The organism is Paraburkholderia fungorum, assembly GCF_046026025.1.
Classification (GTDB): Bacteria; Pseudomonadota; Gammaproteobacteria; order Burkholderiales; family Burkholderiaceae; genus Paraburkholderia; species Paraburkholderia fungorum_E.
This window is the reverse complement of the sequence record NZ_JAQQFL010000007.1, coordinates 162,401-187,968: the sequence shown is the minus strand read 5'-3', so window position 1 is coordinate 187,968 and position 25,568 is coordinate 162,401. Positions and strand designations below refer to the sequence as shown.

The window sequence follows — 25,568 nt, the reverse complement described above, 5'->3', positions numbered from 1 at the left end:
CCGATCCTGATGAATATCCTGGCAGCGCTTCCATACGCCAAGCCTGCATACTCGAGGCGAGGCCCGAATACCGGGCGCTGTGATCGAAACCTGAAGGAGACAACAGTTGACCACCTTCCTCTTACGTAACGGCGCGCTTCTCGATCCCACCCGCACCGATCTGCTAGAAGGCTTCGAAGTCCTCATTGAAGACGGCTTCATCCGCGAAGTTTCCGACAAGCCGATCAAGAGCAGCAGCGCGCGCGTCATCGATGTCAAAGGCAAAACGATCATGCCGGGTCTGATCGATTTGCACGTGCATATCGTCGCGATCGAGTTCAACCTGCCGCGTGTTGCGACGCTACCCAACGTGCTGGTTACACTGCGCGCCGTGCCGATCATGCGCGCGATGCTGCGCCGCGGCTTCACGACCGTGCGTGACGCGGGCGGTGCCGGATATCCGTTCAAGCAGGCGGTCGAGTCAGGGCTCGTCGAGGGGCCACGCCTCTTCGTATCCGGTCGCGCGTTAAGCCAGACAGGTGGTCATGCCGATCCGCGCGCCCGCTCCGACTATATGCCGCCCGATTCGCCCTGCGGATGCTGCGTGCGCGTAGGCGCGCTGGGCCGCGTGGCGGATGGTGTCGATGAAGTACGCCGGGCCGTGCGCGAAGAACTGCAGATGGGCGCCGACCAGATCAAGATCATGGCTTCGGGCGGCGTCGCTTCACCCACCGACCCGGTCGGCGCGTTCGGTTACTCCGAGGACGAGATCCGCGCGATCGTGGCCGAAGCGCAGGGACGCGGCACCTATGTGCTCGCGCATGCCTATACGCCGGCGGCGATCGCGCGCGCGGTACGCTGCGGCGTGCGCACGATCGAACACGGCAACCTGATTGACGAGGAGACTGCCCGCGTCGTCGCGGAACACGGCGCGTATGTCGTGCCGACCCTCGTCACTTACGATGCGCTTGCAAGTGAAGGCGAGAAATACGGGCTGCCGCCGGCAAGCATTGCCAAAATCGCGGACGTGCATGGCGCCGGCCTGCACTCGATTGAGATCATGAAGCGCGCCGGGGTCAAGATGGGTTTCGGCACGGACTTGCTCGGCGAGGCCCAACGCCTGCAAAGCGACGAATTCCGGATTCTGGCCGAGGTTCTGTCACCGGCCGAAGTGATCGCGAGCGCAACCGTGGTTGGCGCGGAAGTACTCGGCATGCAGGACAAGCTCGGCAGAATCGTACCGGGTGCTCACGCCGATGTGCTGGTGGTCGACGGCAATCCTCTGAAGTCTGTCGATTGCCTGTTAGGTCAGGGCGAACATATCCCGCTCGTGATGAAGGATGGCCAGCTCTTCGTCAACGAACTCGAAGGGTGTTGACCGTGTAAGCCTGTGTTCATAGTGCTAACAGTCCCTATCGGAGTCTGTTCATGTCGATGATTTCAGCCCGCATCGAACGCCTGCCGTTTTCAGGTTTTCACCGTCGTCTGCTATTGATGGGTGGCCTCGGCTACACCTTCGACGCGATGGACGCCGCCGTGCTCGCCTTCCTCCTGCCGGTGCTGCGCACGCAATGGGGGCTGACGAGTGTGCAGACCGGCGTGCTGGGAAGCGGCACGTTCATCGGCTATTTCGTCGGCGCGATGTTCGCAGGCATGCTCGGCGATATCATCGGCCGACGCAAGGTCATGATGTTTGCGCTCGTGATTTACTGTGTCGCGTCTCTTGCCAGCGCACTCGCGAATGATTGGGGATTTTTTCTCGCGACGCGCATTGTCGCCGGCCTGGGGACGGGCGCGGAAAGCGCCATCGTCGCGCCGTTTCTTTCGGAGTTCGTGGCGCGGCGGTATCGCGGGAGTTTCACGGGCAGCCTCGCGGGGTTCTTCTCCTTCGGTTTCGTGGCGGCTGCATTGCTCGGCTATCTGGTGATCCCGCTCGCCCCCAATGCATGGCGCGCGGTGATGGTTATCACCGCGCTGCCTATTCTGATGCTGCTCTGGTGGCGCCGTGCCTTGCCCGAATCGCCGCGCTGGCTCGAAGCGCGCGACCGGCACGCGGAAGCCGACGCAATTGTCTCGCGAATGGAGGCAGAGGTAATCCAGGCGGGCGGGCAGTTGGAGCCGCTGCCCACAATGGGCAACGCCACCGTTCCGCTCGCAGCGGGACGTGCCTCGATCGTCGCGAACGTGAAGGCGTTGTGGGCCACCAGGCTCGCGCGCATCACCGCAATGACGTGGCTGATGTGGTTATCCATCACGTTCAGCTATTACGCTTTTTTCACGTGGATTCCCGGCCTGCTGGTTCAGAACGGGATGACGATCACGCGGAGCTTTTCGTATTCGCTCGTGATTTACCTCGCACAGATCCCGGGATACTTTTCCGGCGCGTGGCTCAATGAGAAGATCGGCCGGCAGGCAACGATCGCGTCATACATGGTATTGGGCGGCGTATCGGCGCTTGGCCTTGCATTGACCCGCACAGATGCGGGCATCATGGTCTCGGGCATCCTGCTTTCGTTCTTCATGAACGGCACCTATGCGGGCGTCTATGCCTATACGCCGGAGGTGTTTCCCACCGACGTGCGCGCAACGGGCACGGGGCTCGCTTCGTCGATCGGCCGGCTGGGCGCGATCGCGGCGCCTATCCTCGTCGGGTACGTCTATCCGCGGCTGGGATTTGCCGGCGTGTTCGGTGCAACCACACTGGTCCTGCTGTGCGGTGCGATGGCCGTGGTGCTGATGGGGGTGCCGACGCGCGGAAGATCGCTCGAGGACATTGCAGCAGGCCAGATCGAACGGTAAGACATCAGCTTGCGGTCCCAACCCGGCTATCGCCGTCAGCGTGCCATTCGTGACACCCCTGTGTCACCCCAGTGTCACCCGTGTATCACGCACCTCGAATTCGTGCAGCCATCGCGCATGGCTTTGGCGAACTGACGTTCTTATGACATTATTTGCCAACGCAGACGATGTGAGCGTTAATAATGCAAACCACGTCGCGTAGCGAGGCAACCAACACGCAGCAGGCGCTTTGCGGCAGGCATCGCTTCGCGCGCCACACTGCTATCGCTTCATTCACTCAGGGACAAAGCCATGAAGTTGACAATCGTCGCACCACTTTTGATCGTTTCGTTACTCGGCATGTCTACCGCTGTCTTCGCGCAGCAACACGACGACAATCACGGCGGCCCGCCCCAGCACGAGAGACAGAACCCGGGTCACGGGGGTCAGTATGGGCACGGTCACGGGCCTGCGCCTCACGAAGCGTCCATGGGAGGCCCCGGCGGCCCCGTTCCTCACAACGATTGGCACAGGGGTGACCGGCTCCCGGCCGAGTACCGCGATCGCAATTACGTCGTCGACAACTGGCACGAGCACGGCCTGCAAGCACCGCCCCGCGGCTATCAGTGGGTCGGCGTGAACGGTGACTATGTACTCGCCGCCATTGCGACGGGTGTCATTGCAAACGTCCTGCTGAACGCACACTAAGCAACCGAATCGAAATCGATTGCTTTGCCCGGTGAAAACGAACTTTCATTCTGCGGATCGTGAACACCGGTGAGTACGGTGGCCCGTCGTTACGGGCCACCGTACCATTCCGTATCGTGAGCTGGCGAAGCCATAGGCCACCCTAAGTCACCCGATTATCAGCCGAACGTGCCACGAAATTTCTCTTCGGCATCCGAACGAGTATTGATTTCGACCAGGACGCCGCCCGGCACTTCACAGAAGAAACGCGAGCCGCGCTCATGCTTGAACACGTCGGTTTTCATCACGACGTCGGCCGCGACCATCTGGCCATGAAGCGAGCGAACATCATCGAGCGTGGGCAGCTCGAAGCCGATGTGAAAGTTGTGCGGCCATTCGACCGGATGGTCGGCGGCGTCTTCGATCACGATGTCGAATCCCGGACGTTTCAGCAACCAGCTCGCGCCTCGCGCGGCAACGGTGCAGCCCAGATGCGCCTCGAAAAAACTGGCGGTAGCGCTCACATTGGATGAGGGGAAGCTCGCGTGATTGAGCTTCATGGTGGTGGTGATATCGGTCATGTCGATCTCCGTTGTTCTGGTTCGCTCGTTGCGTTCCGTACGGAGAATGTTACGAGTAAAAGCTCGCGTTCAATACTCGCGTCGCCGCGCTCGCGCCGCCTGCCGCCGAGCCTTGTGCTACGGGCGTTTCAGCCCGCGCGTCGGGATCTTGCGTGCAGCGTACTCGCGTTTTCCCCTGGGTTTGTCCTCGGGTTGCGGCGTCTCCGTGGCAAGCGAATCGCCGTTCAAGCCGGCACTCGCACCCGACATCATCGTCAGATAGCCCAGCACGGCGGCCGTTACCCGGCGCGTGAGTCCGGCCATATCCGTCTCGCCTCGCTCACCGGCCTCGTCGACGAGACCACGGACGATCGCCATCAGATCGCGTGCGGCGAGAACCGTGTCGTCCTGCGGTGGCAAACCATCACTCGCAAGGATCTGCTCCAGCAAGCCGTGCATCGTTCCGGTATCCGGCAGCGCCTCGCGCAACTGTGGTCTGCTCTCTTCGACGTCGAGTAGCCGTGCGAGAGTGGGCCTCGCAAACTGCTGCCGCACCGAACAGCCAATCAGATGATTGAGCGCGGCCAGTCCGCCCGCATGATCGAGCGCGCTCCGCGCGTCCTGATAGAAGCGTTCTTTCTCGCGCAGCATTAGCGCGATCGTCAACGCGTCCTTGCCGGGGAAGTACTGATACAGCGAGCCGACGCTGACGCCGGCGCGCTCCGCGACCGCGTTCGTATTGAAACCTTCGAGTCCCTTCATTTCGAGCACCTGCGCGGCCGCCTCGAGCAAGGTGGCAACCATGCGCTCGGAGCGGGGTTGGCTGGGCGCCCTGCGCGGTTTGAGCGGAGACGGAGTCAGCTGTCGAGGCATGCGGTGATCACGTGTACGAGTGGTTACGAATGGTTCAGGCCGGCAAGCCAGGAATCTCAACGCCGAATGTTTGCAGTATCAGCACGACATTGAACGACAGGACGACGAATGCCGCGAGTGTAGCGATCACGGCGACGAGCGCTCGGTTTTTGTAAGGGCCCATCACGTCCTTGCTGCAGGTGAACCATACCAGCACAGCCATCGGCAGCGGCAACGCGAGGCTCAATACAACCTGGCTGAGAACGAGTGCCTGAGTCGCATTGACCCCAAGCGCCACCACGACGAAACTCGGCACCATGGTAACGGCGCGGCGTACCCATAGCGGAATGCGAAAACCCACGAACCCTTGCATGATCATCTGGCCCGCCATGGTGCCGACCACGGAACTCGATATACCCGAAGCGATTAGCGACAACAGGAAAATCCCCGCAGCCCCGATGCCTAAAAGCGGCGCCAGCGTGTGATAGGCCGTTTCGATCTCCGCCACTTCCGGGTGTCCGCTGTGAAATGCACCGGCCGCCATGATAACCATCGCCATATTGACGAGACCGGCAATGGTCAGCGCGATGACAACCTCGATATTCGAGAATTTCAGCAACTTTGCGCGCTCGCTCTCGGTTCTCGCCGGTGCCCGGCCTTGCGTGAGTCCGGAGTGCAGGAAAAGCGCGTGCGGCATCACGGTTGCGCCCACGATACCGACTGCGATCGTCAGCGCGTTCGCGTCGGGCAACTGGGGGGAAAACGTATGGGCGAAAACACTCCGCCACGCAATCGGCGTAATGAACAGCTCGGCAAGATAGGACAAACCAATGATGCCGACGAGTGCGCCGATCGCCAGTTCAAGCGGACGAAAACCCGCGCTCTCGAACAACAGCAGGCCGTAAGTCACAATCGCCGTGACCACCATGCCGCCAAGCAATGGCATGTGAAACAGTAACGACAGCCCGATTGCTCCGCCGAGAAATTCGGCCAGATCGGTTGCCATCGCGGCGATTTCGCTTACGCCCCACATGCCCAGCACAACCTGTTTCGGAAACCGTTCGCGGCACAGTTCCGCGAGGTTGCGCCCGGTGACGATGCCGAGCTTCGCCGAGAGCGCCTGAAACTGCATCGCCACAAGGTTCGCCAGGAGCACCACCCAGAGCAACGCGTAACCGTATCTGGCGCCCGCCTGAATATTCGTCGCAAAGTTGCCCGGGTCCATATAGGCAACCGAGACCACCACGGCCGGTCCAGCAAACGGCAGAAGCATCAGCGCGCCGCCACGGCGGCCTTCCAATACCGCTCGGACGGCAAGCGTCGTGCGCTCGGTTCTCGTCGCCGGTCTGGATGCCTTATGAACGCGCTCGTCCAAGCTCTTGCTCCTTGCTCATAAAAATGACAGGAGAATCCGAAAGACCTGGCAGGCGTGGCATTGACGGTATCGCATCGCCACATTGCCACTTACACCGACGACACTTCGCAACAGCGGAGCAGTCGTCGCGCCCACATCGGACAGTGTAATAAATGTACCGCAGAGTGCGATTACCCGTCCTGCCGCCAACCTGGGCCAGGCGAATCGCGGACATGGCTGAGCGCCGCGCCAAAGGTGCTTTGAAATGAACACCTGGCCGACGATCTCCGCGTAATTGGCCGGTCTACTTGCACGAGGAGTAATCTTCGGTACTGGATATGAAACAGGGGCCATACCCCGGCCCTCCACGGCGGTTCGAGCCGCCATGACGACATGTCCAGATGAAGTCCTCATCAATACCGGAGTACGCACGATACCGGCGGCTTCGAACCCGTCCGGCCGCGCGTCTTCGCGGATGAGGACAACACGGTCAATCGACGATATGACTTGAGGAGCCAGGCCAATGGGAAGCACCAGCGCAATTGCGGCGGCGGCAGTCGCCTTCGTGGGTAGCCACTTTCTCCTGTCCCATCCGCTGCGCGGGCGTTTGGTCCGCGCAATCGGCGACGTGGGGTTCCTCGGTGTCTATTCGGTGGTCGCGTTCGTGACCTTCGGCTGGCTGGTCGTGGCCTATGTGCACGCTCCTGTCACCGCGCCGCTTTGGGCGGCGGGAGACGTGCTGTGGGCGGTGGTGACCCTCGTCATGCTGATTGCGTCGATCCTTCTGATGGGCTCCCTGATCCGTAACCCGGCGCTTCCCACTGGCGGCCAGCCCGGTCCGTTCCCGGAAACGGCGCTCGGCGTGTTCGCGATCACGCGTCACCCGATGATGTGGGCGTTCGCGCTTTGGGGGCTGTGCCACGTCGCGGTGTTCCCCGTGACTAAAAACATCATCCTCGCGACGGCTATTATCTTCCTCGCGCTGGTTGGCGCCGCCTTGCAGGACCGGAAGAAGGAGCAACTCCAGCCCGATCTCTGGCCCGCATGGGAGTCGAAGACGAGCTACCTGCCGTTCGCGGCGATCGCCGCCGGCCGTGCGCGGCTGGGCGGCTTCGGCTCGCACGCGCTATTGGGCGGCCTCTTCGTCTGGCTCGTCGCGAGCTGGGCGCATGGGCCGCTCACCGGCTGGGCCGCCGGCATCTGGCACTGGCTGTAGCGGCGGCCTGACGGCCCGACGGCAATCCATCAGGTCAGGCAGGAAGCGCCGGCGCTGCGGGGAAGTCCACCGGTACGCGCGTCGTGCCGTGCAGATAGTTGGTGACGGTCTTGTCACCGATCGCGACGATCACATCGACCAGATTGGCCTTGGTCCACCCCGCGGCGAAGAAGGCATCGACGAACGCTTGATCGGCATGCCCGCGGTTAACCGTGATGTTCTTTACGAGGCGTGCGAGCGCGTCGAACTTCGCGTCGAAACTGGCCCTGCCACCGCGGATTTCGAGAATCTGTTCGTCGGTGAAGCCGTTCATCTTGCCGATCACGGTGTGTGCTGCCAGACAATATTCACAGTCGTTCACCTGGCTTACGACGAGGTTCACGATTTCGCGCGCCTTGCCCGTGATGCTGCTCTTCGCGTTCTGGAACGCGAGGTAGCTGCCCAGCGCATGCTCCGAATGGGCCAGCGTCGCGTAGAGGTTGGGCACCTTGCCGAGACTGCTCTTGAGCTTGTCGAAAATGGCCTGGTTAGCCGGAGAGACTTCGTCGCGCGTTGGGACATTGATGATGGTCATGGTGATGCTCCTGAGTGAAAAAATGAGGCGATGAACAAAGCGGGTGAAAGAGCGCGTGCGTGATTGCGCCCGTTATTGCGCCCGTTATTGCGCCGTATAAGCGCCGTCGACTGCGATGCTCTGCCCAGTGAGGTAGCGCGCCTTATCGCTCGCCAGGAACACGATGGTCTGGGCGATCTCGTCCGGGGTCGCGGCGCGGCGCGCCGGTATCGTCGCGAGGAAAGCGGCCTTGCCTTCTTCACTGCCGCCGGCAAAGCGATCGAGCATTTCAGTGGCGACCGGACCCGGCGCCACGGCATTAACGCGCACGCCGGCGGCGGCGCCTTCGAGCGCCGCGCTCTTCGTGAGGCCTTCGACCGCATGCTTGCTGGCCGCGTAGACCGACGCGCCCGCGATACCGACCTGGCCCGCGATCGACGAGAGGTTGATGATCGAGCCCGCACCCTGCGCGAGCATCACGCGCATCTCGTGCTTGAGCGACAGCAACGTGCCGAGCACGTTGACGGAGAACGTGTCTTCGTAGTTGGTCGCCGTCTGCTCGACGATCGGTGCCAGTTGACCTTCCGTGCCGGCGTTGTTGACCGCCACGTCGATGCGCCCGAAACGCTCGACGGTCTGCTCGACAACTGCGCGCACTTCAGCTTCGAAGCGCACATCGGCGCGCAGGAATTCGGCTTCGGCGCCGAGGGCGCGCAGTTCGGCGGCAAGCGCCTGGCCGGCCTCTTCGCGACGGCCGCTGACAACCACGCGGCTTCCTTCACGAGCAAAGGCAAGAGCGGTAGCGCGGCCGATGCCGGTCAGCGCGCCAGTGATAAGAACGACAGGTGAGTTCATCTCGGTACTCCTTGGTTTGGGTTGCATCGAATCGCGTTTGCGATGACTGAACTCTGACTGATTCCAGGTTGGCGATATAGCGGGTGTATGCTCCTATAACTAATTCCACCCAGGAATATATTGAGCAAAATGGACAAACTGCAGGCTATGAAGACTTTCGTGCGCGTGGTGGAGGCGGGCAGTTTTTCCGCGGTCGCGCACGAGGCCGACACGACGCAAAGCGCCGTCAGCAAACAGGTCGCGGCGCTCGAGCGGGAACTGGGCGCGCGCCTCCTGACGCGAACCACGCGTTCGCTCGCACTGACGGAAGAAGGTGAGCACTATTTCGAGCAGGCGCGGCGCCTGGTGGCGGAGATCGCGGAGGCCGAAGGCGCGCTGCGGCGCGGCGAGCAGCAACTGACAGGCTGGCTGCGAATCGCAGCTTCGGTGGGTTTTGGGCGCCTCAAGCTCATGCCATTGGTTCAGTCGTTTCTGGCGGAACACCGGGGCGTGAAGATCGACCTGCGTCTGAACGACGGTTTTGTCGATCTCGTGGAACAGGGGATCGACGTCGCGGTGCGCATTGGCGATCTGCCGGACAGCAGCCTGATCGCGCGTCGCGTAGGAACAGCTCAACGAATGCTGATGGCGCATCGCAACTACGTGCGCTCACTGCCTAAAGGAACGAAGGCGCCGCGCACGCCCGACGACCTGATCGAGCACAACTGCATCGTCTACACCGAACTGGCAATGCGCAACGCGTGGCGTTTTACGGCGGGGCCCGGCGCGGCGGACCCGGTTGGAACCACGCGTGTCGTGCGGGTCGAAGGCAATCTGCAAACCAACAGCAGCGAGGTCATGCGGGCGTCGGTTCTTGCGGGTATGGGAATCGGCTATTCGCCGGACTGGCTATTCGATGACGAACTGGCCAGCGGCGACGTGCAGCGGATGTTGCCGGACTGGGAAACGATCCCCATCCCGATCCAACTGGTGAGCCCCGTGGAGCGCCGGCATTCGGCCAAGGTCAAGGCGTTCGCCGACCACGTCGGCAAGGCGATGGCGCGTAGCTGAAAGACCGCTGAGGCCACTGGGCTGCTTCGAGCCGAATGGTCCCCAGACGTTCTCGCATCAGATCCAGCAGCGCCACGATTTTTTCGGTGACGATACCGTGCGCGTCGGTCCGGCTTTACAGATAGCTGCAGACGTAGTCGAGCGTTTCGATCACGTCGATATCGAAGCGGCTCTTGCCCGGCACCGAGAACGACTCGCCCGCGCCATACGTCTTCCACTCGTCGCTGCCTTCGAGGCGGATACGGCATTGGCCGGCCTGCACCTCCATGAGTTCCGGTGCGTCGGCGCCGAAATTGAGCGCGCCCGGCAGGATGACGCCAAGCGTCTTGCGCGTGCCGTCGGCAAAGAGAACCGTGTGCGAGACACACTTGCCGTCGAAATAGACGTTGGCTCGTTTGATAACAGAAACCTGATCGAATTGCGTTGCGGCCGTCATGGCGGTCTTCCTCTGGATCATCGTGAATGGATGCGTTGGCGCCGCGTGGCGGCGGGCGGTGCGCAATCTGCGCGGATCGCCTGCGTTTGGACTTTCGGTTTGGCGCCAGCCCGCCATCATACAGGCGGCCGACGGCCCCGGTCAGGGTCCCTCGTGCAATGGCGGCCCTGTCGGAGCGGCAGGGCGATGTGATCCTGTGACGGCTAGTCGACCCGGCACCAACGGCCGGATTCCGGGCACACGCTGACAGGTTCGCCGTTCAGACGAACTTGCTCTGCATCCAGTTGCAACGAGGCCGAAGCGGCGACATCGAAGGCGACCTCAAGTGCGTGCCCGACGTGGGCGTCTTCGATGGGAAGTTCCCAGGTCAGGAATAGCTGGACCCAATCCTGGTCCGGCGTGAAGTCGGACACCTTGAAACCGCTGCTGTGGCGCTGAATGACGCCATGTGGCTGGCACGTATCGAATACCACCGCCGTGCCTCGGGTCAGAGGAATGCGAAGGTCCAAAGCGGGGAAATGCAGATCCAACCCTCTATCCTCGCTCAAGAAAAGATTGCAGAAGGCGGCTCCGCCATATTGCTCGCCATCGTGGTGATACCTCGCGCCGCGGCAGGCCATGAGGGCTACGTCGCTGGCAGCAAGCACCCCGGGTAATCCAAGCGCGCCCGCCCAATCGGCGATGGCCTGCACGCAGCGCGTGTAGTCCGGCCAGCGCATCCGTGCGCGCGCCAAAGGCATGACCTCGACGTCACCGGGCTCGAGAACCATGCGCGACGATATCTCCCGATCCCAATCGGCAAGCAGACGTGCCGGAGGCGCAGGCACCTCGACCGTCCCTGTTAGCACGATGTCGCTCACGCGTCGGCTGCGGAGGGCTTCGCCGCTCCAGAAATAGGAGGTCAGCATGTCTGGCACGCGATGCTGTTGAGAGGGCTGATTCATCTGCGCGATTGTAACGATTCCGAGGGACCGCTTCGGCGCAGATCGGCCGACTACCACCGTTCGTCCCAATGACCTCAGCAGCAAGCGCTCTGAAATCCTGGCGCATGGAGGCTTCGTTCTTTTCCCACGTCGAGGTCGAGGTCCAGATCGAGAAGAAACCGTTCGAGTACCGCGACTAGTGCGAGCGGCGTTTCGTTCATCGGATAGTGGCCCGCATTCGCCAGGACCTCGATGGTCGCGAGCGGATATCGTCGAAGGTATGTTTCGGTCATCAGTTTCCGATTGAATACCGGATCATGCTCTCCGACGATGACCTTCACCGGGTGCCCGCCCCCGATTTCATCGCTAAAGTCCGTATCGGCCCACGCGCGCAAATACGCTGCAAACGCCTGCTTTGATGAATGCGCTTCCGAATAGGCGGCTTTCCATTCGACCCACGACGAGGGCAAGCGATTGCCCGTACTTCGATCGATGATCGTCATGCGGTGGTCCCGCCGGCCGACGGCGCCTTCGAACAATGCGCGCTTATCGGCGTCGAATGCGATGCCGCCGCAGGGTACGGGCGCTAGCGGAATCAGCGCGCGCACACGCTCAGGCGCGCACGCCGCGATCTTTTCGATCGCCATGCCGCCCATTGAATGACCTATCAGGCTGAACGTACGAAATCCAAGCGCGTCGGCCAGTGCAAGCGTGTCGGCGGCGATTTCGTCGATCGTGTATTCGCCGCAGACTTCCTTCATGCCACCGTATCCACGGTAGTCCATGAAGACGTAGCTGAACCTGTCCCGCGATAGCCATGCCTCGATCGGCTCGAACGCGTGCGCGTCACCGAACCAGCCATGCAGCACAAGGACGGCGTGCGGGCCGTGGCCCACCCGATGGAATGTATTGCGCATCTCGACTCCGAAACGAAGGAACAATTGAACCGGCTAGCGTGGCCGGCGTGCCTTCAACGCATTGAAACGCGGTGTTCGACAGGCATGCGTTGCATCGTAAAGATGAACGGAGCGGCCCGCCTTCGGTATCGGGTCAAAAACTGTAGAATTCGAGCCATGCGCAATACCCTGATCGATCCCTACGAGGACATTCCCCGTAGCGTCGTTGTGACCGCGAACGACTATCCCGCCGGCTTCACGTTTCCCTCGCATTCGCATCGGCGCGGGCAATTCGCGTTCGCCTCTCGTGGCGCAATCAGTCTCGCCACGCCGGCGGGCAACTGGCTCGTGCCGCCGCAGCGGGCGTGCTGGGTCCCCGCGGGCGTCGAGCATGAAATGACGATGAGCGGTGCGGTCACCATGGTGAACACGTTCGTCTCGATCGAGACGGTACGAGCGGAAGGACTACCCACTCAGTGCAGCGTGTATGGGGTGTCGCCGCTGCTCAAACAACTGCTCGACGAGGCAATCGATCTGCCGCCCCTGTACGACGCCGGTGGACGCGCCGGCAAACTGATGGCCCTGCTGGTCGCCGAGATTGCGGCCGCGCCGCAGTTGTCATTGAACGCGCCGTTGCCCGCGGATCCGCGTCTTGCGCGCGTGTGCCGGCGTCTATTCGCGGCGCCGTCGATCGCCACTGATCTGGATGCCGTCGCCGCCGAAGCCGGGATGAGTCGGCGGACCTTCACGCGCCTGTTCCGCACGCAGTCTGGCGTCAGTTTCGGGGCGTGGCGCCAGCAGGTCTGCCTGCTGGCGGCAATCGAACGCCTGAGCCTGGGCAAGCCGGTGACCCAGGTAGCACTCGACCTCGGGTATGCGAGTCCTAGCGCGTTCGCGGCCGCCTTCCGCCGTGCGCTGGGCGAAACGCCGAGCCAATACGTGGAAGCTCGCTCTTACCCGGTAAAACAATAGGCAGGTCCGAGCATCACGCCGCGAGCGCCTGCGCGGCAGATCGCGATGGTCACCGGCACCGAGGCACACAAGGCACCTGGACTGTCATGCGTAGCGCTCCGCGCACGTTCGTTTCCGATGAGAAAAGTTAATGGGCACGCCCCGCCGAAACGCCCCATGCCGCCGCCACTCACCCAAATGTTATGATCGGAAACACCTGACGCCTCGCCAAGGCGCGCATTTGAGCCACACCCCATGGACACCCACCTCACCAAATCCGCCGACCCATCCACGACCGACCTCGGTCGACGCGTTCGCGCCGCCCGCCAGGCGCAGGACTTGACGCTGGAAACCGCGAGCCGCCTCTGCGGCGTCTCCCGCTCTACGCTGTCCAAAGTCGAAAACGGCCTGATGTCCCCGACTTTCGACGTCCTGCAGAAAATCGTGCTCGGCCTGAAGATCGAGATCGGCGAGCTCTTTGGCTCGACACCTAAAGTTAGCGCCAACGGCCGCCGCGCGTTGACCCGCAAGAACGAAGGTCAGCGCCACGCGTACCGTGGCTATCAGATGGAGTTACTCGCCACGGATCTGGCGCACAAAGCGATGTTGCCGTTTCGTATCCGCATCTCGGCACACACGCTGGACGCGTTCGATGACTGGGGCCGTCACGAGGGCGAAGAATTTCTGTACGTGATTAGCGGCAGCGTCTGCCTGTATTCCGAGCTGTACGCGCCGACCCATCTGAACGCCGGAGACAGCCTTTACTTCGACAGCCGCACCGGCCACGCCGCGGTCTCCACCAGCGAAGAAGACGCCGAAGTGTTGTGGATGGCGACCAGCGCCGACATTCCGCAGACTTCTGCCACGGCCACGGCAGAACCGGCGAAAAAATAACGACAGCGTTCGGCGCAGGCCACAGCGCGTATCAACGCCGACGCTACCGCACTTTAACGGCGCGCCGCCAATGCCCGCTGCGCCAACTGCGCGATATGCATCGCATGACGCCCGGTCCCCTGCGCGATCTGCTCACGGCAACTGAAGCCGTTGGTCAACACGATCGTTTCCGCATTCGCAGCGGTCGCAGCACGCACAGCAGGAAACAGCCTGTCTTCGCCGATCTTTTCTGAAAGTGCGTGATGCTTGTCGTTGAAGCCGAACGATCCCGCCATCCCGCAGCATCCCGTATCGAGCAGTTTCCATCTCACGCCGAGCTTGTTCAGCAGCGCGGTGTCGCCTTGCATGCCGAACAGCGCCTTCTGATGACAATGCCCGTGCACGATCACGTCGGCGGCAAGTGTCGGCCATTCGAACGGCTGACGCGCGACGAAATCGGAGAACAGAAAAGTTTGCGCCGACAACTGCTTCGCTAACGCGTGACCGGGGAGCTGCTTGAGCAACTCATCCTTGAACACCGACAGGCAACCGGGTTCGAGACCGACCAGTGGCACACCCTCGGCAATATCGTCACCGAGGTCGTCGAGAATCGTGCTCAGCAACTCGCGCGCACGGTCGAGCAAACCAAAGTCATAGAGCGGACGTCCGCAACACAAGCGGTTCTTTGGCAGCACGACGTGCCAACCCATTTGCGTCAGCACATCGGCAGCGGCCTGCGCGATCTCAGGCGTAAAGTGGTCGTTGAAGGTATCGACCCACAAGATGACTTTCTTCACCTCACCACCAGCACGAACGCGAGTGTCACCCTCAGTCTTAAGCGATCGTCGCGCAATCTGCCGATAAGTCTGCGTAGCAAACTTCGGCAATTCCCGTGCTTGCGCCACCCCGGCAGCCCATTTCCCAACCGCAGCCAAACCCGGCGCCGACGTCATAAAATTCGTCAACCGCGGAAACCTCGCCGCCCACGGCGCCCATTCGCCAATCCGCCCCATGAACAGCGCCTGGCGCGGTCGACGATTCGTCTCGTAGTAATGCGAAAGAAACTCCGCTTTGTACGAAGCCATATCCGTATGCGTCGGGCAATCGGATTTGCAGCCCTTGCATGCGAGGCAAGTATCGAGCGCCTCCTTCACTTCGCGGCTTTGCCAGCCATCGGTGAGCACGTCGCCTTGCAGCATTTCCCAGAACAGATGCGCGCGGCCGCGCGTCGAATACTTCTCTTCGCGTGTGGCGCGATAGCTCGGGCACATCGTGCCGCCTTCGAGCGAGCGGCACTTTCCCATGCCGATGCATCGCTCGATCTCGCGCTGAAAACCATCCCCTTGCTGGCTCGCGAACGTGAGCTTCGTTTGCAGGGTCACGGGTTTGTACGCCGGCCCCATACGCAGATTCTCATCGGCGCGATACGCATGCACGACCTTGCCAGGATTCAATCGATTGGCCGGGTCCCAGATCGCCTTGAACTGCTCCATCGCCTGCATCAGTTCGGGGCCATACATGATCGGCAGGAACTCAGCCTTGGCCTGGCCGTCGCCGTGTTCTCCCGACAGCGAGCCACCGAATTCGACCACCAGTTGTGCCGCTTCGCGCAAGAACTTGCGCCACGTCGCGACGCCTTCCACGCTGCGCAGATCGAAAGTAATGCGAGCGTGCACGCAACCGTCGCCGAAATGGCCGTACAGACTCGTCTCGTAGCCGTAACGATCCACCAGCGCCTGAAACGCGCGCAGATAATCGCCAAGACGCAGCGGATCAACCGCCGCATCTTCCCAGCCGACCACCGGATCGGGCGTGCCCGTCTCCACCGACAAGGCCACCGCCGAGGCCCCCGTCTCGCGGATCGACCATACCTTCGCCTGCAACGCGCGATCCTCGACGAGCATCGCGGACACATTCGGCCCCGCTTCGCCCGACGAAAAATACGCCGCTGCGGTTTGCGCCTGACGCACCGCGTCGCCTTGCGTATCGGCGCCGAATTCGAGCACGACCCATGCATCGCCTTGCGGGAGCAACGCGATCTCGTCCTTCTTCAACCCGCGCGCCTGCAAACCCCGAATGATCGCGCGGTCGAGCCCTTCGACCGCGATCGGCCCGCAACGCATGAAATGCGGCACAGCATCGGCAGCGGTGTAGATGTCGGTAAAGCCAACCACGACGATCACGCGTTGCGCCGGACTCTTCACGAGCCGCACTTTTGCCTGCAGGGTCACGGCGCACGTGCCTTCGGTGCCGACCAGCGCACGTGCGACGTTGAAGCCGTTTTCCGGCAGCAGTTGATCGAGGTTGAAGCCCGACACGCGCCGCTTGATCTGAGGGAATTTCGCACGGATCTGATCGGCGTAGGTGTCGCGCAGCCGCTTGAGCGCGGCGTAAATTTCGCCCTGGCGCCCGCCTGCCGCAATGATGCGCTCGAGTTCGTCGTCAGAGGTCGGGCCGACCCAGAAACGCGCGCCATCGAAGGTCGCGATTTCCAGCGCCTCGACGTTCTCGACCGTCTTGCCGGCCATCACCGAATGCGCGCCGCACGAGTTGTTGGCGATCATGCCGCCGAGCGTACAGCGGCTGTGCGTCGCCGGATCGGGAGCGAAGGTCAGGCCGTGCTTTTCCGCGGCATCGCGCAAGGTGTCGCAAACCACGCCCGGCTCGACGAGCGCGATGCCCGCTACCGGATCGACCGACACAACGCGGTTCACATACTTGCTGGCATCGGCCACCACCGCGACGTTCACGCATTGGCCGTTCTGCGAGGTGCCGCCGCCGCGCGGCAGGAAGGGCACGTCATTGCGGCGGCACGCGGCAAGCGTTTCCACCAGATCGTCGACGTCCGCAGGCACGACCACGGCAAGCGGAACTTGCCGATAGTTCGACGCATCCGAGGCATACAGCGCTTTCGAGCCCTGATCGAAGCGCACTTCGCCGCGCACATTGCGACGCAGATCGGTTTCAAGTGCCTGCAGCACAACGGCAGTCCCTTGAAAGGGCCTGGCAACCCGCGACGCTTTCAAGGCGCTATCGGCCACGGCGCTCAACGAAGCATTCACGCCCGCGCCCTGTTCTTCATCCAATGACGTTCCCACCGCGTCCCTCACGTCTTGTATCCAACGCCTGCGCCATGCCCTGAGCCGCGCATCACGCAGCCTGGCTCGCGGTCATCTTGAAGATGCCCTGCGCGTTGCCCGCGTCGAAACGCAGGTCCGTTTCCCAGCGGCGCGCGTCCTGATCGAAGGTCCGCTTGCGCGTGATGAACTCGTAGAACGAGCCCGGCACCTCGCGCGTCACGATGCTGCCGTCAGCCGCGCGGAATTCGCGCCGCACGACATCCGCACGGTACGCGGTCTGAAACACGCGGCCAGAACGCGAGCGTTCGACTTCCGGCTTCATCGGCCGCCCTTTCGCCTTTTCGTCGTCGGAAAGCTGGAACACGTCCGCGACGCGATCGGTGGCGTGATTGAAGGCGTTCCCTTCGGTCGCGATCCATGCCATTTCCGCCGACTCGTTCAACAATACTGCGTAATCGGCTTCGCGTGGCGTCTCGTGCTGACGTGCGAATGCACCGACGATCACCGGCAGCAGCGCATGCGCCGCCTCGAGCGGCAGCACGCCTTCGCGTTCGAGCTCCCACAACTGGCCGGCGGCTTGCGGCGTCAACGGATCGCGCGAGGCGCCGATCACGTTGGTTACCGCCTGCTGGAATGCCGCCGAAAACCGCTCCGGATGCAATTCGCTGACGAAGAACTGCGCGATTTCATCGGCGGCGTCGTCATGCGCCCAGGCGCGGCCCGTCATGCCGAGACGGTCGAGCGGATAACGGCCGTTGATGCTGAAGCCGAGTGGCCGCAGGATACGCGCGAACGCCGCTTCGCCCGGCGGCAACGCGCCGCTGCCGGCCCAGCGCACGGTGCGCAATGCGCCGTGGTCGAAATAGACGCTGCCGCCCGCGGCGATCGTCTCCTCGGTGTACTGGCGGCCATTCGCCGAGCGCGCCAGCAGATCTTCGAAGAGCGCCATGTTCATCGCCTGCGCCAGCTCGGCGCGCGTGACGGTGCCGTCCTCCCATTCGTCAAGAATCCGCGGATGGTTCAACGTCGCGAACAATCTGGCGGTTTTCTCGGCGCCGAGTAGTTTCAGCAGCAATTGTTCGACATTCGCATTCTTGATGTTTCGCATATCGGTTCCGGGCGGGGCGGCGGTGGGGACGCTTGCGGGTGTCTGAAGGTGGCCTGTCGGCGCAGCTTCTGGGCGCAAAGCGCGGCATCGTTGGATGCGAGATTATTCAAATCCGCAGCGCTGCCGTAAAGCGAGATAAAATCGCCACTTGATGCGTTTTTGGAATCAACGTGCGAAAGTTCAAGATCCCCAACATGGGTGCGCTGCTCGCTTTCGAAGCCGCCGCGCGGCACGAGAGCTTCACGCATGCGGCACGCGAACTCTTCCTCACCGAGAGCGCGGTGTCCCGGCAGATCAATACGCTGGAGAGCAATCTCGGCGTGCGGCTGTTCGTGCGCGTCAAGCAGCGCGTGGTGCTGACCAAGGCGGGCAAGGTGTATAGCGCGCAGGTGCGGCGCTCGCTGGAACAACTGGACCGCGACACGCTGTCGATCATTGCGCACGGCAGCGGTGGGGGGTATCTGGAACTGGCGGTGCTGCCCACTTTCGCCTCGCAATGGCTGATTCCGCGGCTGGCGGCATTCAACGCGCAGTATCCAGATGTGCGAGTCAATATGGGCGTGCGCACCGGCACCTTCCCGTTTGCCGATACCCATTTCGAAGCGGCGATTCACTACGGCAAACCGACCTGGCCCGGCACTTCGGCGGATTTTCTGTTCAGCGAGGAAGTCGTGCCGGTGTGTGCGGCGAGTCTGCTGACGCGCCCAGTCGGGGCCGCGGCCGATCTGCTGGACTACCCGCTGCTGCATTCCACCACCCGGCCGGACGGCTGGGCATCGTGGTTCGCCGGTCTAGGTGTCGACGATAACCGGACGATGCAGGGTGTGCGCTACGAACTCCACACCATGCTGATCAGCGCCGCGGCGGCAGGCCTCGGCATTGCGCTCGTGCCGCGTTTTTTCGTCGATGCACAACTCGACCAGCTCGGACTCGTGATACCGCTCGACATGCCCGCGGTCGCCGACTCGGCGTATTACCTCGTCTATCCGACCGAGTTGAGCCACGGCAAACCGCTCACGAGCTTTCGCGAGTGGCTGCTGCGGGAAGCGGCGGCATATAGCGCGATGAATCCCGAACTAGCCAGCAATCCCGATACGGATTGATTCAGCACCAGACGGCAGGTAGCAGGTCGCAGATGGCGGGCGCTACGCGCCCGCTTGCTCGCGTGCCTGCGCCAACGCGCTCAGATTGCCTTCACCGAAGCCGTGGTGCCCTTGCCGCTGCACGATCTCAAAGAAGATTTCGCCAGCACCGCGTCGCACAAAGGTTTGAAAGAACAGCAACGGCACGCCGTCGGCGCCGATCTCGCCATCCACCAGAACATGCGTGCGCCTGAGCCGCTCGACATCGAGCCCATGGCCCGGCAGGCGCGTATCCAGGTGGTCGTAATAGCGCGGCGGCGGCTCGACGAATTCGACGCCGTTCGCGAGGAGTTGCTCAACGCACGCAAAGATATCGTCGGTGGCGAGCGCGATGTGCTGCACGCCTTCGCCCGGGTGATCCGGCAGATACTCGTGCATCAGATTCGTGCGGCGCGTGCCCTCTTCGTACAAAGGCACGCGGATCGCGCCGCACGGCGACACCATGACGCGCGATTCCGCCGACACATGCCAGTTCGCGTGCAGCTCGTGAATCTCACGGAAGTTGAGCAGGTCGCGGTAAAAATCGAGCCACTCCTGCATCCGGCCCTCGCCGACCGTTTGCGTCAAATGATCGACCGCAACGAGACCGGTGCCCGCGTGATTCAGATCGGCCTGCGCGGTATCGATCTCGATTGGACGAAAGTCGATATCGAAGATCGAGATGTCGCCCACCCCGCCGCGCTGGCCGCCACGGCCGCGCCAACGGTCGACGAAATAGATGTGCGAATCGCCGATGCCCTGGATCGCCGGAATCTGCAGTTCGCCCGCGCCGATGCGTTCACCTTCGAACGCCCATGCGCCGAGTTCGATCGCGCGGTCGAAGGCGCGTTGCGCGTTGGCCACGCGAATGCCGATCGCGCAGATGCCCGCGCCGTATTCCTCCGCGTAGCGTTCGGCGAACGAATCCGGCTCGGCGTTGATCAGGAAATGCATCTCGCCCTGGCGATACAGCGTCACGTCTTTGCTGATATGGCGAGCAATCGCCTTGAAGCCGAGTTTCGTGAAAGTCTCGCCGAGCACCTTCGGCTCGCGCGAAGCGAATTCCACGAATTCGAGGCCGGCGGTGCCGAGCGGATTGTGCTCTGGCGCCGACACGGCGCGTAGCGCGGCGTCTGGCGTGGACAGGTCGCTGGGCATGGCAATCTCCTTGTACGGATTTTCGTACAGCGTTCCGGGTGTTCGTGATGTTTCTGCTGTCTGGTGCAAGCCGCCGTCCACTCCCAGTGTGACACCGCGTGCGCGGTACGTCGCGACATTGCGGCATTGCGGCATTGCGGCCCACGACGGCTTTTGCACCGTGTTTGTACACCGGGTAGCGGGGCGTTCGCAACCCTCATTTTGTACCAGATGGTTCACAAGCGGCGAATCGGCTCACGGCGTGACCCGAACGTGCATCGCCTGCGTTTCTCGCGGCTCCCGCGCAGCATGCGTCAGGTCACGGGCGCTCCGCCGCGGCCGCGCCTCGCCGCGCGCCTGGCTGCAGGCTTGCCGGCGGCAGCCGCCATGCGCTGCCGCGCGACTTCGCGCACCGCATCGATAAGGGCCCGGCCCACTGGCGACGGCTGCGTGTCCGAGCGCCGGATCAACCCCACGGGTTCGCCGGTGCCCGCGAACGGCAAGGGCAAACGCACCAGCATCCCATGCGCCAGCTCATAGTCGACGGCGCTCAACGGCACGAACCACACCGCGTCGTTCTCCAGCGTCAAAGCGCGCCCTGTGGACACCGACAGCACCTCGACAAATCCCGACAGCGGCGGCACGCCCCACGCGCTCAACAGGCTTTCAGCCGATTGCCGGATCAACGTGCCGAACGGCGGCAGCACCACCGGAAAATCCTCCAGCGACGTGGCCGGCAAACCTGCCACGCGCGCCAGCGGATGCCCGGCGCGCACCACGGCAATCAACGGCTCGCTGAAAAGCTGCTCGAAGCTGAGCCCGACCATCCTTTCCGGGTCTGCCAGACGTCCGATCGCGAATTCGATCGTGCCGGCCTTCAGGCGTTCGAGCAATTCGGGGTTGGCGCCCGTGGCAAGGCGCACGATTACGCGCGGCCAAAGCGCGGCAAACTGCTTCAGCACCGGCGGCACCAGCGCAACCGCAACGGTTGGCAGAATGCCGATTTCCACCGTCGCGGCGGCCGCGCCTTCAGCGCGCGCCAGCAGGTCGACGCCCTGTCGCAACGCACTGACGCAGGCGCTCGCATGCGGCATGAAGAGCTGCCCCTCGCGGGTCGGCACAGCGCCGTGGCGGCCGCGCTCGAACAGCTTCACGCCGAGAATCGCTTCGAGTTCGGCCACCGTCTTGGAGACGGCGGGCTGCGTAACGGACAGGCTTTCGGCGGCCCGCTGCACGCTGCCGAACTGTGCGACGGCCAGAAAGCACTGGAGATGACGGAATTTGACGCGGCTGTCCGCGAGGCTGCGTTGCATAACGACAGGTTATACGAAAAGGGCGAAAACGTCATTTTGCATAACCTCTCAGGTTAGATAAAGTCGCTCTATACGTCGTATCCCACAATTATCCGAAGGAGACACTAATGGACGAGTCCTCTCTCACCGCGCGCGATTTCGCGTCCCATCCCGCCTACGTCTATCCCGGCTACGGCTCTTCGGTCAAACGCGGCCCGACGCGTCCGCTGATTCCTCTGAAGGAAAAACTGCGCGATCAGCGCGTGCCGGTCTACGGCACCGAAGACCTCGGCGCGCTCGATCACGATCTGACGCGCAATGCGGTGCGCAATGGCGAGCCGCTCGGCGAACGCATCATCGTGACGGGCCGCGTGCTCGACGAAGGCGGCCGTCCGGTGCGCAATACGCTCGTTGAGATCTGGCAAGCCAATGCAGCGGGCCGTTATGTGCACAAGAACGATCAGCACGACGCACCGCTCGACCCGAACTTTCTCGGCGCCGGCCGCTGCATCACGGATAACGAAGGCCGTTACCGCTTTCTGACGATCAAACCGGGCGCCTACCCTTGGGGCAATCACCCGAACGCGTGGCGCCCGAACCATATTCACTTCTCGCTGTTCGGCGACTATTTCGGCTCACGCCTCGTGACGCAGATGTACTTCCCGGGCGACCCGCTGCTGGCCTTCGACCCGATTTTCCAGGGGACGCCCGAGCACGCGCGCGACCGCCTGATTGCAAACTTCTCGCTCGATACGACGCAAGAGGCCTACGCGCTCGGCTACGACTTCGACATCGTGCTGCGCGGCCGCAACGAAACTCCGATGGAGCGCTAAGCCATGACGACCTTCAAGCAAACGCCTTCGCAAACGGTTGGACCGTACTTCGCCTATGGTCTGTGCCCGCAGCAATACGACTTCGACTTCAAGAGCCTGTTTACGCCGGTTCTGGCCGACCGTGAGGCGGCCGGTGAGCACGTCACGATCGTCGGTCAGGTATTCGACGGCGACGGCCAGGTAATCGGCGACGCAATGCTGGAAATCTCACAAGTGGACGCGCAAGGCCACTACCCGGAATCACGCGAGGAAGCCCTGAAGACGGGCTTCCGTGGTTTCGCCCGCGTGGGTACGGGAACCGATCCACAGAAGCGTTTTGTCGTTGAAACGGTGAAGCCCGGCCGCGCAAGCCCGGACGAGGCGCCGCATCTGAACGTGGTCGTGACGATGCGCGGCATGCTCCTGCACACCTTCACGCGGGTCTATTTCGAGGACGAAGCCGAAGCTAACGAAAAGGATGCCGTGCTGGCAGCAATTCCAGCGGACCGGCGTAGCACACTGATCGCGCGTCGCGAACCGAATACGGCCAATGTGTACCGGTTCGATATCCATATGCAGGGCGACAAGGAAACCGTGTTTTTCGACCTGTGACGTGGATTTTCTATACTTTCATATGGCTTTCACATACACTGGAGATGATCCGTCTAGCGACTGGATCGCGAAACTCCGAGTAGTTAAGCCCGCCCCGCGCGGGCTTTTTTTTGCGTTCAGCAGCGGAAATGGTCGATGTTCTGTCCGGCGTAGATCGCGCGCGCCAGCCAATCCGGTTTGTCGCCATGGCCATCCCACGTATTACCGTAAGCGTCGCGATACATCACGGCACGGACCGCCGCTTTGTCAGCTTCAATCGCTTCGGCAAGCGCTTCCATCGTAATGGCGTAGTCGTCCATGCGTCGGCGGATCCACACGATCAGGCGCTCACGCGCATTCCCGTCGAGGTCGAACAGCCGTTGTTCTTCTCGCTCTTTCATAACGTACCGGTTTCGCGGCTGATAATGCTCGTGTTTGAAAAACAAAAAGCTCCGCTAAACAACGCGAAGCCTCGGTGTGAATTAGATGGGTTGAGTGCAAATCGAAGTCACGACGCTACTCCCGATGCGTGACAACTCGCATCTGGAATCATGCCCAATCCTGGATTCAGGGGAACTCGTCGGCAAACGGCTCGAATCGCGCCCGGTCGGCCTTGGTGCGCCAAGGCTGCTTTAGCGTATGGAAAGTGATTCTAGCATCCAAATCCCGCTCTCTCATGCTATGTTTCACCGTTCCGACGGCCCGCCTCGCCGCCTCCAGGAGACTCACAAAAATGCCCGCCTCGACAGCCATCGCCACCATTCTCGCCGCGCTGCTGCTCGGCGCCATGAGTCCCGGACCGAGCTTCGTTATCGTTGCCCGCAATTCAATTGGCCTCTCGCGCGGCGACGGCCTCGCAACAGCCGTGGGCATGGGTATCGGCGGCGTGTTCTTCAGCGGTATCGCCTTGCTCGGTCTGTACACGTTGCTCGCGACGGTCGAGTGGCTATATGTCGGCTTGAAAGTGGCCGGTGGCCTTTATCTGATTTACCTTGCGTCGAAGATCTGGCGCGGCGCCGCTAAACCGCTCGCGTTCGATGCCGCGCAAGCCGCCACCGCCAATGTGCGCAAATCCTTCTGGATTGGTTTGAGCACGCAACTCAGCAATCCGAAAACAGCGGTCTACTACGGCAGTATCTTCGCGGCCTTGCTTCCGCAACATCCGCCGCTGTGGTGCTACTTCGCATTGCCCCCTGCGATCTTCGCCATTGAAGCCGGCTGGTACACCGTGGTCGCGTTGTGTTTTTCGAGCAAACGGCCGCGCGACATCTATCTGCGGTGGAAGGCCTGGATCGATCGCGTCGCTGCAAGCGCCGTGGCGGCGCTCGGATTACGCCTGATCCTGACAGCGCATAAAGTGGGTATCTGAAACGGAAACACCGCTTGAATGGCTTGTCGTGCCGCGAGACGCGACAAGCCAGCAACGAGGGCCGCATCGCCGTGCGCCGAACGTATATAAGTCAGGTTCATAACAAAACAGTTACAAGATAAGTGTTGACGCCGGCATACCCTGGCGGTTACTGTGGCATCCGAAGTTCAAGAAGTTCGATTGCTGTTCATCAATGTCTCGCTCCTCAGCGGTATTCGTTGTCCTCTCCCTCCTTGATGCTTCACGCGCTCACTAGCTGAGCAAATTTTTCTATTTTTACTCAAGGATTCCTCATGGATACCGGTACCGTTAAGTGGTTCAACGACAGCAAAGGCTTTGGCTTCATCACCCCGGACAAGGGCGGCGACGACCTGTTCGCGCACTTCTCCGAAATCAGCGGCGACGGCTTCAAGACGCTGGCTGAAAATCAGAAGGTGAGCTTCGAAACGAAGCAAGGCCCGAAGGGTCTGCAAGCGGCTAACATCAAGCCGCTGTAAGTTTGAAGGGCTCGGTGTCCGGCAACGGACATCGGGCTGCAGCGACATCCTCGCGGAGCTTTGTCTCCCACAGTTGGCGCAATCGCTTTTAGCTGCAAACATTGTTCAGCTAGCCTAAGCGCCAAACGCCTCGTTGCACCTCATTCTCCCCTCTGGCTTCAACGCCCTTCTTTCGCTTTCCGACTGCGTTTGGATTCGGCTCGCAATGGCTTGAATCGGCTCGTCCGCGTGACCCGTACAACGGCTCGCACGGCAGGCGCGCACTCAAATATTATTAAAATATAAAATGCAAAACAAACATATTCATCATTACAACGGCTATGCCGTCAAACCCTCGGCGCATCGATTGCCCGACGGTAGTTTTTCATCCAACCTGCTGCTCGAACGCGCTAACAGCGCGCGTACCGAAGGGCGCTACCAGTTCTATTCGCTCGACTACTTCCCGAACGAAGAACAGGCACTGCAGCACTCGGCACGCTGGGCACGCCGCTGGGTCGACACGCGCGGTTAAGCGCGAATCGAACCTGATGCACGCAAGACCCCGCGCTTGCATCGTTCAGCACTCATCGCGCGCCATCCGGCGCGCCAGACCAGACTA

The 25,568-nt window shown here is 62.1% G+C and carries 26 protein-coding genes; 13 read left to right on the top strand and 13 right to left on the bottom strand.

Annotated elements, in window-relative coordinates:
• The first annotated feature begins 106 nt into the window (after positions 1 to 106).
• The 3 genes from PQR67_RS10860 (at position 107) to PQR67_RS10850 (ending at position 3,465) form a co-directional block, all read left to right on the top strand.
• Positions 107 to 1,357 carry a metal-dependent hydrolase family protein gene (locus PQR67_RS10860; protein ID WP_408458133.1) on the top strand — a complete coding sequence of 417 codons (1,251 nt, stop codon included), beginning with the start codon at positions 107 to 109 and terminating at the stop codon, positions 1,355 to 1,357.
• 50 nt (positions 1,358 to 1,407) lie between these two features.
• Positions 1,408 to 2,778 carry an MFS transporter gene (locus PQR67_RS10855; protein WP_408458130.1) on the top strand — a complete coding sequence of 457 codons (1,371 nt, stop codon included), beginning with the start codon at positions 1,408 to 1,410 and terminating at the stop codon, positions 2,776 to 2,778.
• A gap of 291 nt (positions 2,779 to 3,069) precedes the next feature.
• Positions 3,070 to 3,465: an RcnB family protein gene (locus tag PQR67_RS10850; protein ID WP_408458127.1), complete on the top strand. Its 396-nt coding sequence runs from the start codon at positions 3,070 to 3,072 to the stop codon at positions 3,463 to 3,465.
• 158 nt (positions 3,466 to 3,623) lie between these two features.
• On the opposite strand, the gene PQR67_RS10845 is transcribed toward PQR67_RS10850, so the two are convergent.
• The 3 genes from PQR67_RS10845 to PQR67_RS10835 all read right to left on the bottom strand — a co-directional run bounded on the left by PQR67_RS10845 (position 3,624) and on the right by PQR67_RS10835 (position 6,231).
• Complete coding sequence (locus tag PQR67_RS10845; protein WP_408458124.1) at positions 3,624 to 4,025, bottom strand: VOC family protein; 402 nt, start codon at positions 4,023 to 4,025, stop codon at positions 3,624 to 3,626.
• Positions 4,026 to 4,142: 117 nt separating this feature from the next.
• Positions 4,143 to 4,808, bottom strand: coding sequence for a TetR/AcrR family transcriptional regulator (locus PQR67_RS10840; RefSeq protein ID WP_408458121.1), 666 nt, complete (start codon positions 4,806 to 4,808; stop codon positions 4,143 to 4,145).
• A 103-nt stretch (positions 4,809 to 4,911) separates the two neighbouring features.
• Positions 4,912 to 6,231 (bottom strand): Nramp family divalent metal transporter, encoded by a 1,320-nt coding sequence (locus PQR67_RS10835; RefSeq protein ID WP_408458118.1) that lies wholly within the window; start codon positions 6,229 to 6,231, stop codon positions 4,912 to 4,914.
• Positions 6,232 to 6,733: 502 nt separating this feature from the next.
• Here PQR67_RS10835 and PQR67_RS10830 point away from each other — a divergent pair.
• Positions 6,734 to 7,426 carry an NnrU family protein gene (locus PQR67_RS10830; RefSeq protein WP_408458115.1) on the top strand — a complete coding sequence of 231 codons (693 nt, stop codon included), beginning with the start codon at positions 6,734 to 6,736 and terminating at the stop codon, positions 7,424 to 7,426.
• A gap of 34 nt (positions 7,427 to 7,460) precedes the next feature.
• On the opposite strand, the gene PQR67_RS10825 is transcribed toward PQR67_RS10830, so the two are convergent.
• Positions 7,461 to 8,000 (bottom strand): carboxymuconolactone decarboxylase family protein, encoded by a 540-nt coding sequence (locus PQR67_RS10825; RefSeq protein ID WP_408458112.1) that lies wholly within the window; start codon positions 7,998 to 8,000, stop codon positions 7,461 to 7,463.
• Positions 8,001 to 8,084: 84 nt separating this feature from the next.
• Positions 8,085 to 8,834, bottom strand: coding sequence for an SDR family NAD(P)-dependent oxidoreductase (locus PQR67_RS10820; RefSeq protein WP_408458109.1), 750 nt, complete (start codon positions 8,832 to 8,834; stop codon positions 8,085 to 8,087).
• A gap of 147 nt (positions 8,835 to 8,981) precedes the next feature.
• Between PQR67_RS10820 and PQR67_RS10815 the strand changes: the two genes are divergently transcribed.
• Complete coding sequence (locus tag PQR67_RS10815; protein ID WP_408458106.1) at positions 8,982 to 9,884, top strand: LysR family transcriptional regulator; 903 nt, start codon at positions 8,982 to 8,984, stop codon at positions 9,882 to 9,884.
• A 115-nt stretch (positions 9,885 to 9,999) separates the two neighbouring features.
• Here the strand turns inward: PQR67_RS10815 and ppnP are convergent, their stop codons facing one another.
• The 3 genes from ppnP to PQR67_RS10800 all read right to left on the bottom strand — a co-directional run bounded on the left by ppnP (position 10,000) and on the right by PQR67_RS10800 (position 12,160).
• Positions 10,000 to 10,320, bottom strand: a complete 321-nt coding sequence (gene ppnP / locus PQR67_RS10810; RefSeq protein ID WP_408458103.1) for a pyrimidine/purine nucleoside phosphorylase — start codon at positions 10,318 to 10,320, stop codon at positions 10,000 to 10,002.
• 203 nt (positions 10,321 to 10,523) lie between these two features.
• Positions 10,524 to 11,228: a hypothetical protein gene (locus PQR67_RS10805; protein ID WP_408458100.1), complete on the bottom strand. Its 705-nt coding sequence runs from the start codon at positions 11,226 to 11,228 to the stop codon at positions 10,524 to 10,526.
• A 110-nt stretch (positions 11,229 to 11,338) separates the two neighbouring features.
• On the bottom strand, positions 11,339 to 12,160 hold the full coding sequence (locus PQR67_RS10800; protein WP_408458097.1) for an alpha/beta fold hydrolase: 822 nt from the start codon (positions 12,158 to 12,160) through the stop codon (positions 11,339 to 11,341).
• A gap of 156 nt (positions 12,161 to 12,316) precedes the next feature.
• On the opposite strand from PQR67_RS10800, the gene PQR67_RS10795 reads away from it, so the two are divergent.
• On the top strand, positions 12,317 to 13,111 hold the full coding sequence (locus PQR67_RS10795) for an AraC family transcriptional regulator (protein WP_408458094.1): 795 nt from the start codon (positions 12,317 to 12,319) through the stop codon (positions 13,109 to 13,111).
• A gap of 234 nt (positions 13,112 to 13,345) precedes the next feature.
• Positions 13,346 to 13,984, top strand: coding sequence for a helix-turn-helix domain-containing protein (locus PQR67_RS10790; protein ID WP_408458091.1), 639 nt, complete (start codon positions 13,346 to 13,348; stop codon positions 13,982 to 13,984).
• Positions 13,985 to 14,037: 53 nt separating this feature from the next.
• Here PQR67_RS10790 and PQR67_RS10785 read toward each other — a convergent pair whose 3' ends face one another.
• Positions 14,038 to 17,061: an FAD-binding and (Fe-S)-binding domain-containing protein gene (locus PQR67_RS10785; protein ID WP_408458088.1), complete on the bottom strand. Its 3,024-nt coding sequence runs from the start codon at positions 17,059 to 17,061 to the stop codon at positions 14,038 to 14,040.
• Positions 17,062 to 17,113: 52 nt separating this feature from the next.
• A complete protein-coding gene (locus PQR67_RS10780; protein ID WP_408458085.1) occupies positions 17,114 to 18,151 on the bottom strand; it encodes a DUF1338 domain-containing protein in 1,038 nt (345 codons plus the stop codon).
• 170 nt (positions 18,152 to 18,321) lie between these two features.
• Between PQR67_RS10780 and PQR67_RS10775 the strand changes: the two genes are divergently transcribed.
• Positions 18,322 to 19,254: a LysR substrate-binding domain-containing protein gene (locus tag PQR67_RS10775; RefSeq protein WP_408458082.1), complete on the top strand. Its 933-nt coding sequence runs from the start codon at positions 18,322 to 18,324 to the stop codon at positions 19,252 to 19,254.
• Positions 19,255 to 19,296: 42 nt separating this feature from the next.
• Here PQR67_RS10775 and PQR67_RS10770 read toward each other — a convergent pair whose 3' ends face one another.
• The gene (locus PQR67_RS10770; RefSeq protein WP_408458080.1) at positions 19,297 to 20,430 is read right to left on the bottom strand and encodes a 4-hydroxyphenylpyruvate dioxygenase family protein; all 1,134 of its coding nucleotides are present in this window, start codon (positions 20,428 to 20,430) and stop codon (positions 19,297 to 19,299) included.
• 293 nt (positions 20,431 to 20,723) lie between these two features.
• The gene (gene pcaQ / locus PQR67_RS10765) at positions 20,724 to 21,722 is read right to left on the bottom strand and encodes a pca operon transcription factor PcaQ (protein ID WP_408458077.1); all 999 of its coding nucleotides are present in this window, start codon (positions 21,720 to 21,722) and stop codon (positions 20,724 to 20,726) included.
• A 107-nt stretch (positions 21,723 to 21,829) separates the two neighbouring features.
• Here pcaQ and pcaH point away from each other — a divergent pair, with 107 nt between their 5' ends.
• Together pcaH and pcaG are read left to right on the top strand one after the other, a co-directional pair.
• Positions 21,830 to 22,534 carry a protocatechuate 3,4-dioxygenase subunit beta gene (gene pcaH, locus PQR67_RS10760; RefSeq protein WP_408458075.1) on the top strand — a complete coding sequence of 235 codons (705 nt, stop codon included), beginning with the start codon at positions 21,830 to 21,832 and terminating at the stop codon, positions 22,532 to 22,534.
• 3 nt (positions 22,535 to 22,537) lie between these two features.
• The gene (pcaG, locus tag PQR67_RS10755) at positions 22,538 to 23,125 is read left to right on the top strand and encodes a protocatechuate 3,4-dioxygenase subunit alpha (protein WP_408458071.1); all 588 of its coding nucleotides are present in this window, start codon (positions 22,538 to 22,540) and stop codon (positions 23,123 to 23,125) included.
• Between the two features lie 116 nt (positions 23,126 to 23,241).
• Here pcaG and PQR67_RS10750 read toward each other — a convergent pair whose 3' ends face one another.
• Complete coding sequence (locus PQR67_RS10750; protein WP_408458069.1) at positions 23,242 to 23,505, bottom strand: H-NS family nucleoid-associated regulatory protein; 264 nt, start codon at positions 23,503 to 23,505, stop codon at positions 23,242 to 23,244.
• Between the two features lie 332 nt (positions 23,506 to 23,837).
• On the opposite strand from PQR67_RS10750, the gene PQR67_RS10745 reads away from it, so the two are divergent.
• From PQR67_RS10745 to PQR67_RS10735, 3 genes are all read left to right on the top strand, one after another.
• Complete coding sequence (locus PQR67_RS10745; protein WP_408458067.1) at positions 23,838 to 24,473, top strand: LysE family translocator; 636 nt, start codon at positions 23,838 to 23,840, stop codon at positions 24,471 to 24,473.
• A gap of 293 nt (positions 24,474 to 24,766) precedes the next feature.
• Positions 24,767 to 24,970 carry a cold-shock protein gene (locus PQR67_RS10740; protein WP_012428559.1) on the top strand — a complete coding sequence of 68 codons (204 nt, stop codon included), beginning with the start codon at positions 24,767 to 24,769 and terminating at the stop codon, positions 24,968 to 24,970.
• 286 nt (positions 24,971 to 25,256) lie between these two features.
• A complete protein-coding gene (locus PQR67_RS10735; protein ID WP_093635010.1) occupies positions 25,257 to 25,481 on the top strand; it encodes a hypothetical protein in 225 nt (74 codons plus the stop codon).
• The last annotated feature ends 87 nt before the right edge of the window (positions 25,482 to 25,568 follow it).

Bases quoted from the DNA above. Each gene is read 5' to 3' on its own strand.
- PQR67_RS10855 (WP_408458130.1), top strand. From the start codon at position 1,408: ATGTCGATGATTTCAGCCCGCATCGAACGCCTGCCGTTTTCAGGTTTT.
- PQR67_RS10850 (WP_408458127.1), top strand. From the start codon at position 3,070: ATGAAGTTGACAATCGTCGCACCACTTTTGATCGTTTCGTTACTCGGC.
- PQR67_RS10845 (WP_408458124.1), bottom strand. From the start codon at position 4,025: ATGACCGATATCACCACCACCATGAAGCTCAATCACGCGAGCTTCCCC.
- PQR67_RS10840 (WP_408458121.1), bottom strand. From the start codon at position 4,808: ATGGTTGCCACCTTGCTCGAGGCGGCCGCGCAGGTGCTCGAAATGAAG.
- PQR67_RS10830 (WP_408458115.1), top strand. From the start codon at position 6,734: ATGGGAAGCACCAGCGCAATTGCGGCGGCGGCAGTCGCCTTCGTGGGT.
- PQR67_RS10825 (WP_408458112.1), bottom strand. From the start codon at position 8,000: ATGACCATCATCAATGTCCCAACGCGCGACGAAGTCTCTCCGGCTAAC.
- PQR67_RS10820 (WP_408458109.1), bottom strand. From the start codon at position 8,834: ATGAACTCACCTGTCGTTCTTATCACTGGCGCGCTGACCGGCATCGGC.
- PQR67_RS10815 (WP_408458106.1), top strand. From the start codon at position 8,982: ATGAAGACTTTCGTGCGCGTGGTGGAGGCGGGCAGTTTTTCCGCGGTC.
- ppnP (WP_408458103.1), bottom strand. From the start codon at position 10,320: ATGACGGCCGCAACGCAATTCGATCAGGTTTCTGTTATCAAACGAGCC.
- PQR67_RS10805 (WP_408458100.1), bottom strand. From the start codon at position 11,228: ATGCTGACCTCCTATTTCTGGAGCGGCGAAGCCCTCCGCAGCCGACGC.
- PQR67_RS10800 (WP_408458097.1), bottom strand. From the start codon at position 12,160: ATGCGCAATACATTCCATCGGGTGGGCCACGGCCCGCACGCCGTCCTT.
- PQR67_RS10795 (WP_408458094.1), top strand. From the start codon at position 12,317: ATGCGCAATACCCTGATCGATCCCTACGAGGACATTCCCCGTAGCGTC.
- PQR67_RS10790 (WP_408458091.1), top strand. From the start codon at position 13,346: ATGGACACCCACCTCACCAAATCCGCCGACCCATCCACGACCGACCTC.
- PQR67_RS10780 (WP_408458085.1), bottom strand. From the start codon at position 18,151: ATGCGAAACATCAAGAATGCGAATGTCGAACAATTGCTGCTGAAACTA.
- PQR67_RS10770 (WP_408458080.1), bottom strand. From the start codon at position 20,430: ATGCCCAGCGACCTGTCCACGCCAGACGCCGCGCTACGCGCCGTGTCG.
- pcaQ (WP_408458077.1), bottom strand. From the start codon at position 21,722: ATGCAACGCAGCCTCGCGGACAGCCGCGTCAAATTCCGTCATCTCCAG.
- pcaH (WP_408458075.1), top strand. From the start codon at position 21,830: ATGGACGAGTCCTCTCTCACCGCGCGCGATTTCGCGTCCCATCCCGCC.
- pcaG (WP_408458071.1), top strand. From the start codon at position 22,538: ATGACGACCTTCAAGCAAACGCCTTCGCAAACGGTTGGACCGTACTTC.
- PQR67_RS10750 (WP_408458069.1), bottom strand. From the start codon at position 23,505: ATGAAAGAGCGAGAAGAACAACGGCTGTTCGACCTCGACGGGAATGCG.
- PQR67_RS10745 (WP_408458067.1), top strand. From the start codon at position 23,838: ATGCCCGCCTCGACAGCCATCGCCACCATTCTCGCCGCGCTGCTGCTC.
- PQR67_RS10740 (WP_012428559.1), top strand. From the start codon at position 24,767: ATGGATACCGGTACCGTTAAGTGGTTCAACGACAGCAAAGGCTTTGGC.
- PQR67_RS10735 (WP_093635010.1), top strand. From the start codon at position 25,257: ATGCAAAACAAACATATTCATCATTACAACGGCTATGCCGTCAAACCC.